13 protein-coding genes are annotated in these 13,509 nt (G+C 71.2%); 5 read left to right on the forward strand and 8 right to left on the reverse strand.

The genetic code is table 11. The features are described 5' to 3' along the window. Positions 1-12 precede the first annotated feature (12 nt). Positions 13-1,206, forward strand: a complete 1,194-nt coding sequence (locus MUY14_RS09035) for a tryptophan 2,3-dioxygenase family protein (protein WP_247022410.1) — start codon at positions 13-15, stop codon at positions 1,204-1,206. Between the two features lie 226 nt (positions 1,207-1,432). Here MUY14_RS09035 and MUY14_RS09040 read toward each other — a convergent pair whose 3' ends face one another. The 4 genes from MUY14_RS09040 to MUY14_RS09055 all read right to left on the reverse strand — a co-directional run bounded on the left by MUY14_RS09040 (position 1,433) and on the right by MUY14_RS09055 (position 6,300). Further along, complete coding sequence (locus tag MUY14_RS09040; RefSeq protein ID WP_247022411.1) at positions 1,433-1,726, reverse strand: DUF1330 domain-containing protein; 294 nt, start codon at positions 1,724-1,726, stop codon at positions 1,433-1,435. A gap of 24 nt (positions 1,727-1,750) precedes the next feature. Beyond that, positions 1,751-3,136 (reverse strand): MFS transporter, encoded by a 1,386-nt coding sequence (locus MUY14_RS09045; RefSeq protein ID WP_247022412.1) that lies wholly within the window; start codon positions 3,134-3,136, stop codon positions 1,751-1,753. Positions 3,137-3,177: 41 nt separating this feature from the next. After that, a complete protein-coding gene (locus MUY14_RS09050) occupies positions 3,178-3,561 on the reverse strand; it encodes a MarR family winged helix-turn-helix transcriptional regulator (RefSeq protein WP_247022413.1) in 384 nt (127 codons plus the stop codon). Positions 3,562-3,693: 132 nt separating this feature from the next. Further along, positions 3,694-6,300: a fibronectin type III domain-containing protein gene (locus tag MUY14_RS09055; RefSeq protein ID WP_247022414.1), complete on the reverse strand. Its 2,607-nt coding sequence runs from the start codon at positions 6,298-6,300 to the stop codon at positions 3,694-3,696. A 174-nt stretch (positions 6,301-6,474) separates the two neighbouring features. Between MUY14_RS09055 and MUY14_RS09060 the strand changes: the two genes are divergently transcribed. After that, positions 6,475-8,400, forward strand: a complete 1,926-nt coding sequence (locus MUY14_RS09060; RefSeq protein WP_247022415.1) for a hypothetical protein — start codon at positions 6,475-6,477, stop codon at positions 8,398-8,400. Beyond that, positions 8,397-10,058 carry a hypothetical protein gene (locus tag MUY14_RS09065; RefSeq protein ID WP_247022416.1) on the forward strand — a complete coding sequence of 554 codons (1,662 nt, stop codon included), beginning with the start codon at positions 8,397-8,399 and terminating at the stop codon, positions 10,056-10,058. Before MUY14_RS09060 ends, MUY14_RS09065 begins: the two co-directional genes overlap by 4 nt. Before the next feature lie 91 nt (positions 10,059-10,149). Here MUY14_RS09065 and MUY14_RS09070 read toward each other — a convergent pair whose 3' ends face one another. Beyond that, complete coding sequence (locus tag MUY14_RS09070; RefSeq protein WP_247022419.1) at positions 10,150-10,581, reverse strand: MarR family winged helix-turn-helix transcriptional regulator; 432 nt, start codon at positions 10,579-10,581, stop codon at positions 10,150-10,152. A gap of 45 nt (positions 10,582-10,626) precedes the next feature. Here MUY14_RS09070 and MUY14_RS09075 point away from each other — a divergent pair, with 45 nt between their 5' ends. Then, a complete protein-coding gene (locus tag MUY14_RS09075) occupies positions 10,627-11,313 on the forward strand; it encodes a class I SAM-dependent methyltransferase (protein ID WP_247022420.1) in 687 nt (228 codons plus the stop codon). A gap of 92 nt (positions 11,314-11,405) precedes the next feature. On the opposite strand, the gene MUY14_RS09080 is transcribed toward MUY14_RS09075, so the two are convergent. Together MUY14_RS09080 and MUY14_RS09085 are read right to left on the reverse strand one after the other, a co-directional pair. Further along, complete coding sequence (locus MUY14_RS09080; RefSeq protein ID WP_247022421.1) at positions 11,406-11,606, reverse strand: hypothetical protein; 201 nt, start codon at positions 11,604-11,606, stop codon at positions 11,406-11,408. Beyond that, complete coding sequence (locus MUY14_RS09085) at positions 11,584-12,075, reverse strand: GNAT family N-acetyltransferase (RefSeq protein ID WP_247022422.1); 492 nt, start codon at positions 12,073-12,075, stop codon at positions 11,584-11,586. Before MUY14_RS09085 ends, MUY14_RS09080 begins: the two co-directional genes overlap by 23 nt. Positions 12,076-12,149: 74 nt before the next feature. On the opposite strand from MUY14_RS09085, the gene MUY14_RS09090 reads away from it, so the two are divergent. Then, a complete protein-coding gene (locus tag MUY14_RS09090; RefSeq protein ID WP_247022423.1) occupies positions 12,150-12,647 on the forward strand; it encodes a hypothetical protein in 498 nt (165 codons plus the stop codon). Here the strand turns inward: MUY14_RS09090 and MUY14_RS09095 are convergent. Beyond that, positions 12,539-13,435 (reverse strand): alpha/beta fold hydrolase, encoded by an 897-nt coding sequence (locus tag MUY14_RS09095; protein WP_247022424.1) that lies wholly within the window; start codon positions 13,433-13,435, stop codon positions 12,539-12,541. The genes MUY14_RS09090 and MUY14_RS09095 overlap by 109 nt on opposite strands. Between the last annotated feature and the right edge of the window lie 74 nt (positions 13,436-13,509).

Here is a 13,509-nt window from a genome sequence, read left to right on the forward strand (position 1 = left end):
CAGGGGGAGCACATGTCGGAGGAGCACCTGCGCCCGGAAGCCTTGATCGAGCTGCTGCGGGAAGCTCGCGCAGGACGGCGATCGCACCCGGCGCTGGAAGTCGCCCACCACGTCCAGACCGTGGGCGTGGACTTCCTCGCGGCGGAGCTGAAGGCCGAACTCGATCTGGCGAGGCGGGCGCCGCACGTGAGCGCGCTGGCCCGGGAACAGCTGGATTGCCTGCTGGACAAGGAAGACGGCCGGTACTCCTACGACACCTACTTGGCGCTGCCCCTGCTGCGCGCGATGACACCGGAGGGCACGGCGCGCCGGACGTCGGCGGCGGCGCTGATCATCGACGTGGTGCAGTTCGAGCTCGCGGCGTTCCACGGCGACCACGGCCGCTTGCCGCTGTGCCGGCCGGCTGCGGGAACCGTGCGCAAACGCGTGAACCACGCACTGCGGCACCTCGGCCGCCACGGGTTCGCGGCGCTGCCCGCCGGCCTGGACGTCTTCGACCGCGAAGCGGTGCGGCGCTGCGCCGACGTGGTGAGGGCGGCCGTCGATCCTGAATTCCTCGAGCTGCTGCCGGCCACGGTCCAGCCGGTTTCCCCCGTCCACGACGAGTACATGTTCATCCGGGTGCTGCAGAGCTACGAGAGCGTCTTCGACGAACTCGTCGACCGGGCCGCGGAGACCATCACCGCGTTGCGAGCGGCCGATCTGGCCGCCGCCGTCACTCGGCTCTCCCACGCCGCGGAGGCGCTGGAGCGGGCGAGCCTGCTCTTCAGCCTGCTCGCCACGATGACCAGCGACACCTTCCACGCCTTCCGGGACCGCACGGAAGGCTCGAGCGCGATCCAGTCGGCCCAGTACAAGCGCTTCGAAGCCTTGTGCGACACGCCCTCCGCCGAGCGGCTGCGGTCGGACGCGTTCCGCAGCGTGCCGGCGGTGCGCGCCGAGGTGCTCGCCGGCCAGGACACCATCGCGGCCGCGTACCGGGCGCTTTGCCCGTCGCGGAACGAAGAACCGGCCCACCGCGCGTTCGGCGCGGCACTGGCCCGGCTCGAAGCCGCGCACCAGCGCTGGAAGTCCACCCACCACAAGATCGCCGTCCGGATGATCGGTGACCGTCCCGGCTCCGGTTACACAGCGGGCACGCCCTACCTGAAGGACCGGATGGACGGCCGGCTCTTCTCGACGACTGACCGCCGGCAGACGGCCTGACACCACGCTCAACCTCGGGAAGCAACGAGGGCAATCCAGGCATGGAAGTTGTTCCGGTGCGCGTCATCGGCGGCAACTGCCGCCCGGGTGCGGCGGCGTCCTGCTCGGACTGCTCGGCCGGCGGCTGCGACTGTGACCCGGCCAGGCCGGGCAAGTTCGTGTCCTGTGGGGACCGCCGGTCGGAGTCGGCCTCGACCGCCCATCCGCCGACGCGCCGGCTCGATCGTCAGTCGAGGCCTTCGATGATGCGGAAGTCGCGCTCGACGCCGTCGGCGAGTGCGGCCAGCGCCTCCTGGTAGGCCGCGCTCGCCCGTGCCGCGACCGCCTGCTCGAAGCTGTCGAACTCGATCAGGATGGTGCGCTCCGCGACGCCGGCCTCGTGGGCGACGACCCGGCCGTCGCGGGCGAGCACCCGGCCGCCCGCGGCCTTGACCGCCGGACCGGCCAGCTCGTTGTAGGCGGCCAGTTTCTCGCGGTCCGAAATGGACCGGTAAACGCTGACCCAGTAGCCCTTGGGCATGGAACCTCCAGTGTTGTGTCCGACTTACGGGGTGGTCTCGGGCGAGCGTCGCCGGGCGAGGGCGAGGCTCGTCAGCGTAGTGATCGCCATGGCGCCGATGCCGACCAGCGCCGCGGTCGTGTAGGCGCTGTCGTCGGGGAAGACGTGGCCGGGGCCGGTGCCCGCGGCGAGGATCAGGCCGCCGATGGCGCTGCCCAGCGAGTACCCGACGCTGCGGACGACGTAGTTGAAGCTCATCGCGCTCGACGTCTCGCTCGTGGGGGTGGCGGCCAGGATGACGCCGGGCATGGCGGCCGAGAAGCTGCCGACGCCGAAGCCCAGCACGCCCATGGCCGTGAGCAGTTCGGCCAGGCCGGACCGCGCGGTGGCGAACAGGACGAACCCGCCGCCGACGATGGCGGCGCTGCCGGCCAGGAGCAGGGGGCCGTCGATCCGCGCCCGGACCCGCGGCGTGAGCTTGCCGGCGACGAACCCCAGCACGGAGAACGGGATGAGGACCAGCCCCGCCACGAAGGTGTCCAGCCCGAAGCCGTAGCCGGCGCTGCGCGGCGTCTGCGCGTAGCGGGTGATGAGCGTGAGCAGCAGGTACATGCCGCTCCCGCCGGCGAACATGGCGATGTTCGCCCCGGCGACCGCCGGGTGCCGGACCGCCCGGACGTCGACCAGCGGCGTCCGGGCGCGTAGTTCCAGAACGGCCCAGACGCAGAGCAGGAGCACGGCGGCGACGGCTAGGGTCACCGCCACGGCGAGGTGCCGGCTCCACAGACTCCGCTCGCCGGCCAGGAACAGGACGAGGAGCAGGCCACCCGCCAGGACGAGCGCACTGGGCACGTTCACGTGCGCGGAGCGGCCTTCGGGAGCCGCGGGCACGGAGCGCCACGCGGTCACGAAGGCGATGGCGGTGACGAGCAGGCCGAGGCCGTACGCGGCCCGCAGCCCGCCGAACTCGGCGAGCAGCGCCGCCAGCGGGTAGCCGACGCCGGCCCCGATGATGGAAACTACGGAGATCAGGGCGATCGTGGCCGCGCTGCGCTCCTCGGGGAGGTGGTCGCGGGCCACGCCCATCATCAGCGCGGTGAGACCGAGTCCGGCGCCTTGGGCCGCTCTGCCCGCGAGCAGCCAGGCGAACGGCAGCGGCAGCACGGTGAGCGCGCTGCCGACGACGACGATCGCCAGCGTGGCGAGGATCGTGGCCCGCCGGTGCGGGCCGGCTCCGAGCCGGCCGAGGACGGGTGTGGCGACGGCGCCGCTGAGCAGGGCGATGGTCAGCGTCCACTGCGCGCTGTCGAGGGAGACGGCGAAGGTGGTCGCCACGCTGGTGATGAGCGGCGTCCCGAGGCTGGCGACCGCCGCCACGACCAGGGCGACGAACAGCAGCGCGGGGACCAGCAGCCGGGCCTCGGAACGCATCGGGGCAGCGCTCGTGGGCCGGTCGTGCGGGCGGGCCGGGGTCACCGGTCCGGCTCCGCCCGGGCGTGGTTTTCGAGCTCCGCCAGGTGAAGCAGCGCCGGAAGGGCCGCGGTCAAGGCTTCGACCTCGTCGGCGGTGAGTTCGTCGATCAACCGCGCGTACGCGTCGACGCCCGCCTGGTGCCGCGTCCGGACGTACGACGTGCCGGCCTCGGTCAGGCACACCAGCGTGACCCGCTTGTCGGACGGATCACCCTTCCGTTCGACCAGGCCGGATTTCTCCATCACCCGGACCAGGACGGTCATCGCCGGCTGGGTGACGCCCTCGGCCGCCGCCAGCTCGGTGATCCGTCGCGGGCCGGTCTTGGCCAGGGTGGCCAGGGTGGCGGCGGACGTCAGGCTCAGGTCGCGGGGGAGGCGTCTCACGGCCCTGGTGGCCAGACCGTAGAGGGCTGACCCGATGGCATCGGAAGCGCGGCGCGCGGCGTTTCGGCGACTCACGCCTTAAGCATAGCAGCTTTATATAAGTCCTTTATGCATCTCTCTGCTCCCCGCCTCTCAGGCGGCCGCGGTCGTCGCGGTGAAGGTCGCCGCCGGGCCGGTGCCCGTCGCCGTCACCGCGGCCACCGTGAACGTGTACGCCGTGGCCGGCTTCAGGTCGTCGACCACCCGGGTCATGCCCTTGACCGTCGGCTGGGTCACCAGTGCGTCCCGGCCGGTGACCGAGGTGGTGCGGCCGTCGGACACGGTGATCAGGTAGCCCAGCACCGGCGTGTCGCCCGCGGCCGACGGCGGGTTCCAGCGGATCGAGGCCGCGGTGGCGCTCGGCAGGGCCTTGGCGCCCGTCGGGACGCCCGGCAGCGCCCCGCCCTTCGCGCCCGGGGTCACCGGAGCCGCGGGCAGCGACGGCTCGCTCGTGCCGTAGGCGTTGCGCGCCGCGACCGTCACCGTGTACGCCGTCCCGTCCGTCAGGCCCGGGACTTCCGCGTACGCGCGCTCCGCGAAGTCGGCCGCGGAGATCGTCGCCGACTTCGTCTCGCCGCCACCGGTCGCGGTCACGACGTAGCCGGTGACCGGCGCGTTGTTGAACGCGAACGTCGGGTTCCACGTCGCGTACAGCTTGCCCGGGACCGCGAAAGTGCCGACCCGCGACGGCGCTTCGGCCGGTGCGGAGCCACCGGCCCGGCGCGTCAGGAGGCCGCGGTAGGCCGGTTCGAGGCCCGCGTTCGCGACGACCGCCGCCGGGGCCGCGGCCGGGTCCGCCAGGAGCTGGTTGCCGCGCAGGACCACGCCCTTGTCGTCCTTGTCGCGGTCGCCCTGTTCCCAGTAGTTGCCCTCGATCAGCGTCGGGTCGTTGTTGCGGAGGTCGTCCCGGTAGTCGACGTGCGTCGAGCCGACGTTCGCGTACGCCGTCCGGTAGAGGACGTTGCCGCGGATCGTCTCGTAGGTGTTCCCGTTGTCGGTGTAGACGCCCTTGCCGAGCCCCCACTGGTCGTGGATGACGTTGCCGGTGACCTGCTCGCCGTCGGCCAGGGAACTGCCGGTGATGCCCTGGGTGTAGATGCCGCCGCCGTCGTCGAGCATGAGCATGTAGTCGAAGATCAGGTTGTCCGAGACGGTGTTGCCGTGCGACAGGTTCGGCGTCGCCGGGCGCTGGATCTTGTCGGGCCAGCCGCCCCAGCCGAGGGAGACCGCCGAGTAGCCGACGTGGTCGATCTGGTTGTGGGCGATGGTGTTCCGCACGGTGTAGCCGTCGACGATCGGCACCCCGCCGTGGAATTCGCGCGGCAGCCCGTAGAGGTGGTTGTCGGTGACCCGGACGTCCCGGACCACGTCGGCGTCGGTGTCGGTCACCGGCTTGTCGACGCCGCCGACCTGCACACCGTTGCCGGAGATGTCGGTGAAGACGTCGCCGCGGACCTCGGACTCCTTCGTGCCGTCGATCAGGTCGAGCCCGGCGCCGCCGAGGTGGGCGAAGACGCTGTCACTGAACTCGACGTGACGGCCTTGAGAAACCGAAACGTTCGCGGGTTCGCGGGTCCACGACGCGTACGGGCAGGTGCCGCCGGGCACGAACTGGCAGAGGCCTTCGGTGGCCCAGCCGTTCGCGCCGGTGATCGTGTAGCCGGCCTGGATCTCGGAGAACCCTTCCGGTGACGACGGCGTCAGCCACGTCGCGTACGAGAACCGCAGCCCGCGGAAGGCGACGTCGTGGATCCCCCGCGCGTCGACGAGCTTCTCCAGCACCGGCACCTCGACGTCGGCGCGGCGCAGGTCCTGCCCCGGCTTCGGCAGGTAGTAGACGACGTGCGCGGACCGGTCGAGGTACCACTCGCCGGGGGTGTCCAGCAGCTCGAAGGCGTTCTCGGCGTAGGTCGGGTGGCGGCCGTTGGTGAGGTCCGCCGGGCCGACCATGTTGACGCTGCGGCCGGGGATGTCGGGAAACAGCACGCGTTTCGTCGAGTTGTCCCAGCACGGCTGGGCCATGGTGATCGTCGTGCCGTCGGCCGTGGCGAGCGGGCAGCGCGGCTCGGTCCACTGGCCCAGCCCGTCGCGCGGGACGTTCCAGAGCGCCTCCCCGGCCGTGTAGACGAACTCGATGTCCTTCGGGTTGCGCCAGTGCGCCAGGGTGTCGGCGCTCGCGGTGTACCCGGTGGCGGTGGCCTGGACGGTCACCGGCAGCGGGCCGCGGGCGCGCTGCTCGCGGACGCCGTCGACGTAGAGCTGCCGCGTGCTGTCCAGCCCGGCGGGCGCGGGCGCGGCGAACAGCCCCGGCCGGCCCGGCACCGGCCGCCAGCCGCCGACGCGCACGCCGCCGTTCAGCTCGGTGTCGCCGCTGCCCTGCCAGATGACGCGGTGCCCGTTGCCGCCGGAGTCCCGGACGTCCAGCCGCAGCGGCTGGTCCAGCCGGAACACACCGGGCGCGAGGTGCACCGTGAGGTCCCGGGTGAGGTGCGGCGCCCGCTGCCGCACGAGGTCCCGCGCCTCGCCGAGGGTGCGCACGGGCCGGTGGGCGGTGCCCGGAGCGTGGTCGGAGCCGCCGGGCGAGACGTAGACATCGCGGCTCGCGGCGGCCGCGTCCGCGCCGGCCACCGAGCCGGCCGTGGCGAGCAGCGCGCCCGCCCCCAGGAGAACGGTCGCCGCGGCACCCCACTTGGTCAGCATGGGGGAAACATAGGATCTCTCGCGGCGGATGTCGACTGTTTCCCGCTCAACGGGGCAGGTGGATCAGCCATTCATCAGATGGGTGGGGTTGAGCGGTCGCCTCGACGTAACGTTCTGCGATGGGGCACGACTGCCTCCGTGACGCGCCGAGCGGCGGTGCGCTCGGGAGGTGTCGTGTCCGGCCAGCTCTACAACCGTACGGTCGAGCCGAAAATCCTGCGGCAACTGCTGATCCGGCCCGAGGACGGCGACCCGCGCTACGCCCCGGCCGTGCTCTTCGAAGGTGACGCGCGCACCGGGAAGACCCAGCTGCTGCGCACTTTCGCGCGAGGGTGGGCCGGCAAGATCCCGTACTCGTTCCTCGACGTCGCCGCCGTCGAAGACCGGCTGGGTGAAGACGCGCTCCCCGAACTGCTCGCCGCGATCGCCGCGCAGCTGTCCCGGCGGTGCGCGCTCTACGGCTCGTTGCGCTTCGACCGCCTGGTCATCGGCCTGAAGGCCGCCCAGCTCGACCTGGACGACGATCCCGCGGGCGCCCGCCGGCAGGTCGAGACCATGCTGACCGAGCGGCTCGGCCTCTCCACCCTCAAGAAGGTGCTCACCGGCGTCGCCCAGCAGGCGCTGAAACAGGTTCCGAGCCCGGTGGAGGCGCCGGGAGGGCTGGTGCAGGTCGCGGTCGACGCCGTCGTCGACGGTGCTGCCGGGCGGCTGCTGACCCGCAACGCTCTCGGACGCGCCCGAAGCTGGTACGCCCACCGGGATCGCCACGAGGTCGGCGACGCGGTCGGCCAGCTGATCGACCTGAACACCGCCCTGCGCACCCCCGAGCTGGCCGATGCCGCGAGCCAAGCCGGTGAACTGCTGTGCGACGCTCTGCTGGCCGACCTCCGCGACAACTTCCGGACCGCGCGGCACGCCGACGAGTGGGCGGCCGGCTGCCTGGTGCTGCTCGACAACGTCGACTGCGCGCTGGGCACCCGGTTCCTCGGCACGGTGGCGGAGTTGCGAACGCTGGACGCCGCCGCCGGGGTGAGCCTGCCGGCGCCGTGGGTGCTCGCCGGGACCAGCCGTGGCGCGCTCCTGGGCGCCCTTCCGCCGGCGCAGCGCGCCGCGGTGCTCGATCTCGGCGCACTCACCGACCTGAACACCCCGGAGGGAACCGATCCGCCGTGGGCGCGGCGCCGGCTGCCGTTCCTCACGGCCGACGACGTCCGCAAGCTCGTCTCGACCGTCCCCGAAGCGCGGCGGCACCCCAACCTCGGCAGCTGCGTGCACCTCGTCACCGGCGGGCACCCCGGTGCGGCCGTGTTCCTCCTCGACGCCGTCGCCGCGACCGCCCCGGGAGATCCCGAGCACCTGCTCGACGCGGCCCACGGCGCGTCCACGGTGCGCGACGCCTTGACCCACCACCTCACGGCCGGCCTCGACGAGACGGTCGTCGAGGCGCTGATCACCTGCTCGGCCGCCCGTGACCGCCACGACGGCCAGCGGCTCGCCACGCGGCTCCCGGGCACCGCCGGCGCTGACCTGCCCCTCGCGATGTGGGACGACACGGGCACCCACCCGACGACCGTGGTGCGGGCACTGCTGCTGCGCAACCTCGCCGACCGCACCGAAGATCACCTCTGGAGCTGGCGCCGGACCCACGAGTTCCTCGGTGGGGCCGGTCCGGCCGACTCCGCCGCACCGGCGCGACTGCTGCACCACACGTTGGCACTCGGCGAAACCACGGCGGTGCTGGACGAGCTCGCGCGGCGCCTCGGCACGATGCCGCTGCCCGAGTGGCTGACGCTGCTGCTGGCCGTCACCTCCGCGCCGGCCCGCGGTGCGCGGACCGTGGCCACCGGCCCCTGGCCGGGATTCCTGCCCTCGCTGGTGAACAGGCTGTGGACCGCGGCCGATCCGTTGTCGTGCGCGAACCGCCGGACCCTGCACACGCGCATCGCCGGCGGCTTGGCGGAACTCGCGAACCACCTCGACGACACCTGCGACGAACTGACCGACCTGATCGCCGACCACCAGGCGCAGGCTCGGCGGTGGCGACCGGCCCTCACCCGATCCGCGGCCGCGCCGGGCAACCGATTCGAAGGAGTTTCGTGAGCGACGCCGTCTACGACTACCCCGTCCGGCCGGCGACGCGGACCCGCGCGCGCCGCCGCGTGCTGGTGCTGGCCGCCGCTGTCCTGCTCCTGCTCGGCGGCGGGGCCACGTGGATCGTCACCTACGTCAAGGACCGGTCGTCGCAGTGCGACGGAACCCCGGGGCGCACGGGCGAGGGGTACGACCTGACCCGGCAGGACGGCGACGGCCAGTGCACCGGCTGGCTCACCAGCTTGGACTACGCTTTCGGCTCGACCGATCCCGCCGCGGCCGGCGTGATACACAAGATCGTCGCCGAGAACCAGCGTGTCGCCCAGCAGAGCGTGCCCTACGTCCGGGTCGCCGTGATGATGCCGATGACGGCCCAGCCGGACAGCAAGCTCAGCGCGGGCCCGATCGTGCACGCCCTCGAAGGCGCCTACACCGCCCAGACCTACACCAACAGCGAGACCACCCCCTACGGCGAGGCCAAACCGCAGATCCAGCTGGTGCTGGCCAACATCGGCCGCGACCAGAACCAGTGGCCCGAGGTCGTCGAAGGGCTCGGCTCCCTGACCACGGGGGAGCACCCCCTGGTCGCGGTCACCGGGATGGGTGTCAGTGTGCCGCAGACCCGCGACGCGGCGAAGCGGCTGAACTCCGCATGGCACCTGCCCAGCATCGGCAGCGTCCTCACCGCGGACGACATGACCACCCGCGAGGTCGGTGGCGAAGACAAACCCGGTCTGTTCAAGGTTTCGCCGTCCAACCACGCCTACGTCACGGCGCTGCAGAAGGCCCTCGGCCCGGTCGGCAAGGGGTACCTGGTGCGGGACCGCAATCCGGACGACTACGTCGAAACCCTCGGCGACGACTTCGTCGACGTGTTCGGCCCGCTGAAGCTCAACGACCACCTGTCGTGGTTCAACGGCAGCACGGGTTCCAGCACGGGGTCCACCGGGCTCTTCGAGGACGCCGTCAACGCGATCGGCATCGGCGACCCCGACGTCGTGTTCTACGCCGGCCGCGACGCGGATCTCCCGGGGCTGGTCCGCAGTCTCAAGTTCCGCCAGGGCGACGGTGCGTCCCGGCAACTGGTCCTGGCCGTGGGCGTCACGGGTCTGGTCGTCGTGCCCACCGACCAGCCGGGCGCGGACGGGGCGCCGCTGACCACCCGCGACCTGCTCGATGCCCGGGTCACGGTGCTCGCCGCGTCGTCGACCGACCCCGACGGCTGGGCGCAGGGCGTGGCGACCCCGGAGCAGTACCCGGCCTTCCGCACCCGGTTCACCACGGGCAGCGCGGCGTTCCCGAGCGCGGACCTGGCCGACGGCTACGCGATCATGCAGTTCGACGCGGTCGCCGCCGCGATCACCGCGATCCACTCCGTGTACGTCCGAAACTCCGCGCACGTCCAGAAACCGGCGCTGCCGACCGCGGCCGACGTCCGCGACAAGCTCACCAGCTACCGCGACACCCCGATCCGAGGCGCGACCGGCACGTTCTACTGGACCGAGCAGCAGCCGCCCAACGACCTCTGGCCGATCGGCCACCCGGTGCCGGTGCTGAGGTTCCCCGCGTCGGGATCGCGGGGACCCGTTTACACGACGGAGTGCCAACGACTCGACGACCCGCTGAACCGGGCCGCCTACAAGGTGAAACCCTGCGCGACCAACTAGGTTTTCCGGCCGGGACGGCGATCATCGTGCTCGAGCCGGAAGGTGTGGTCGGCGGCGCGCGCGTGACCGTGGTGGCGGTGTCCCGACGGAATCACCGCCGGGACACCACCGCGCCGGCCGCGACGAGGAGCCGCCGGAGCTCGCGCCGGCCGCGGTCGTCGAGCCCGGCCAGGACGCGGTTCTCGGCCTCTGCCACCTCGGGGTCGAGGCGCGCGAGCACGCTCACCCCGTGGCGCGTCACCGTGGCAGGCAACGATCTCCCGGCCGGCACCGTGGCAGGTCGCGCCACCAGGCCGCGATCCTGCAGCGCGAGAACCACTTTGTTCATCGCCTGCGGCGACACCTGCGCCTCGCGGGCCAACTCGGCGTTGGACTTCGGCGACTGCGACAGCATCCGCAGGCAGAGGTACTCGGGCGTCGCCAGCCCCGCCGGCTCGAGCACGGTGGCGGCCACCTCCGCGCGCAAGGCTGCGGTGACCCGATGCAGCAGGTAGCCGAGTGGTTCGTCCCGGGAGCTTTCCATGTCAACTATGTTGACATATATCAACCAGGTTGACACTCTGGGTGCATGACGAGCTCATCCAGCGACGCGTTGTTCGAATCCGCCTACCGTGGTCAGGCTCCTGAGCTGGGCCAGGGCCTCCGGCCGCCGTGGAGCATCGGCGAACCGCAACCCGAGATCGCCGCGCTCATCGACACGGGCGCGTTCCACGGTGAGGTCCTCGACGCCGGCTGCGGCGAGGGCGCAACGTCGTTCTACCTGGCCGAGCGGGGTTTCACGACGGTCGGTCTGGACCAGTCGCCGACCGCGATCGAGCTCGCGCGTGCGGAAGCCGCTCAGCGCGGCTTGGACAACGCGGGCTTCGCGGTCGCCGACATCAGCGCGTTCACCGGCTACGACGGCCGGTTCGGCACCGTTCTCGACAGCACCTTGTTCCACTCGATGCCGGTCGAGCTGCGCCAGGGATACCAGGAATCGATCGTGCGCGCCGCAGCGCCCGGCGCATCGTATTTCGTGCTGGTGTTCGACAGCGCGACCGTGCCCACCGGCAGGGTCAACTCGGTCTCCGCGGAGGAACTGCGGGAGGTGGTGGGTGCGTACTGGACGATCGACGAGATCCGGCCGGCCCGCATCCACGCCAACGTTCCCGAGAACTTCCCGGACTTCGCGGACTTCGCCGGCAGCGACGTCCGAAACGAGGGCAACGGCCGCAAGTCGACACCTGCTTGGCTGCTGTCAGCACACTTGTCCTGACCGCTTCGCGACGGCACCGATGTGCTATCGCTCCTGGTGAACGCGCTGCTCCGAGTCACGACGAGGGGGGCACCACGCCCCGCGCGAGACCGTCACTGAGCCGTCAACCGCTTCAGAACCCAGTTCTCGGCACCACACGACGGACAGTGCAGCCGATACTCGCCACCGACGCCACCGGGATTCGGAAACCATTCCACTTCCAGGAAGTCGTCATCATTTTCTGGACAGCGCAGTTCTTCCCGGGCGCCCTCGCCGACGCGCTTGGCCGCCTCAATCCACGCCATGCGGGTCATCAGTACCTCCCCGGACGCGCTCGTGCTGGTCGACATCGAGGTGGAGGAACTGGAAAGTGCGACCGGTGCTGGGCGCTTGACGGAGTTCCGAAGTCCAGCTGTCACCGACGACCTCGGTCGCCACTTGCCTCCAGAAGCGGGCCGCCGGTTCGTTCTCCTCCACGAACGCGATTGCCCAGCGCCCGCGGCGTGACCGCAGCAGATCGGTGGCAGCCGCCAGTCCGACACCTTGCTGCCGCAGGGCGCGAACGACGAAGAAGGCGTGGATGAAGCTGCTTCCGCCGTCGAAGGGGCGGACCAGGCAGAAGCCCGCGAGCTGTTCGCCGGAGAGGATCAGGTAGGCGTGGTGGTCGGCGTCGGTGAAGAACCGCGACAGCCGCGGGAAGCCGAACTGCCCGTCCGGTCCGGGCAGGTCTCCCGTGAACTGCGACAGTTCGTGCCGTTCCAGCTGGCCCAGCCGTTCGACCACCGAGCGGGTGCTGGTGTCAGCCGGCCGGAGGGTGACGCTGCCGGAGTGACCCCCGCTGTCCTTGTTCCGCATGGGTGCGACGTTGTCAGGTCGAAGCGATCACTGCCATCGATTTCCCGATCGCGATCGACCACGACTCCTACCTCGCCGAGCATGTCGGCCGCACGGCTGACGGTCGGCAGTTCTTCATGACCATGCCGTTCATACCGGCTGCGAAAGGACAGGGTAACGAGTTCGTCGCCCTGTTCCTGTCCGATCGGTCCGGACAGTTGCCGGAAGCCGGGATCGACGAGTTCGGGCCGCGAGCCCAGCTGGATCGGGACCGCCGCCAGAGTCGGTACAACGCCAGAATGCGGGAACTCGGCCAGGTCACTTTCACCCGGATCGAGGCCGCACCCTTCGCCGTCGAGCGGTTCGGCACCACCTTCGGCCTGATCCCCAGGCGAGCCCTGGGGGCTGCGGGTCAACCGATGAACGCGGTCACCGCATCGACGACCGCGCCGGGTTGCTCGTCGGGGATGAAGTGCCCGGCACCGGAAATGACGGCACCGCGTGTGTCGGCCGCCCAGTGACTCAAGGAAGCAGCCATGTCCGGGATCGAGCCGTGCGAACTGGAGATGCCCAGGACCGGAACGGTCAACGGGCCCCGGCTGAGCGCCTCGTGGTTCCTGCGTCCCGATTCCGCGGCATCGCGGTAGTAGGCGAGAAACGCTCGCAAGCCGTCCTCGGCGGCGATGGCGGCTGCGTAGTGGTCGATTTCGGTGCTGTCGAACGTGTCCGCGGACAGTGCCTTGGCCTTCAAGAACCAGTCCACGTAGGCGCGCTCGCGGCCCGTGAGGAGCAGCTCGGGAACGTCGGGCACCGCGTGGAACGCGAAGTGCCAGGTCTTCCAAGCGCGGCCGGGGTCGGTCGGCACTGACTCCGGAAGGGTGATTCCGGGGATGCCGGCGTCCAGTAGCGCGACACCGTGCAGCCGCTGTTCGTGGTTCAGGGCGAGCGAGAACGCCACCCAGGCCCCGATGTCGTGGGCGACGAGCCAGTACTCGTCCACGCCGAGCTCGCTCACGGCGGCCTGGATCCGCGCGGCGACGGTGTGCGTGTCGTAGCTGCCGTGCGGCCGGTCCGAGTGGCCCTGTCCGGGCAGGTCGAGCGCGATGACGCGAAATCGCCGAGCCAGGTCCGGCATCACCTTGCGCCACGCCCACCAGGTTTGCGGGAATCCGGCGAGCAGAACGACCACGGGGCCGGTCGCTCGGCCGCCTTCCACGGCGTGCAGCCGGACGCCGTCCACCTCGGGCCAGCGGTGGGTGAAGCCGTCGAGGTCGGGCAGGGGCAGCTCGGAGATCGCGGTGTCGGGCATGTCCCGAGGCTAGCTCATCTTGAACTGTTCGGTTCAAGATAAGATGGGGGAGATCACCTGTCCTGACGCGAGAA

The organism is Amycolatopsis sp. FBCC-B4732 (assembly GCF_023008405.1).
Taxonomy (GTDB): Bacteria; Actinomycetota; Actinomycetes; order Mycobacteriales; family Pseudonocardiaceae; genus Amycolatopsis; species Amycolatopsis pretoriensis_A.

Bases quoted from the DNA above. Each gene is read 5' to 3' on its own strand.
- MUY14_RS09080 (WP_247022421.1), bottom strand. From the start codon at position 11,606: ATGACCCGCATGGCGTGGATTGAGGCGGCCAAGCGCGTCGGCGAGGGC.
- MUY14_RS09095 (WP_247022424.1), bottom strand. From the start codon at position 13,435: ATGCCCGACACCGCGATCTCCGAGCTGCCCCTGCCCGACCTCGACGGC.
- MUY14_RS09035 (WP_247022410.1), top strand. From the start codon at position 13: ATGTCGGAGGAGCACCTGCGCCCGGAAGCCTTGATCGAGCTGCTGCGG.
- MUY14_RS09040 (WP_247022411.1), bottom strand. From the start codon at position 1,726: ATGCCCAAGGGCTACTGGGTCAGCGTTTACCGGTCCATTTCGGACCGC.
- MUY14_RS09075 (WP_247022420.1), top strand. From the start codon at position 10,627: ATGACGAGCTCATCCAGCGACGCGTTGTTCGAATCCGCCTACCGTGGT.
- MUY14_RS09070 (WP_247022419.1), bottom strand. From the start codon at position 10,581: ATGGAAAGCTCCCGGGACGAACCACTCGGCTACCTGCTGCATCGGGTC.
- MUY14_RS09045 (WP_247022412.1), bottom strand. From the start codon at position 3,136: ATGCGTTCCGAGGCCCGGCTGCTGGTCCCCGCGCTGCTGTTCGTCGCC.
- MUY14_RS09055 (WP_247022414.1), bottom strand. From the start codon at position 6,300: ATGCTGACCAAGTGGGGTGCCGCGGCGACCGTTCTCCTGGGGGCGGGC.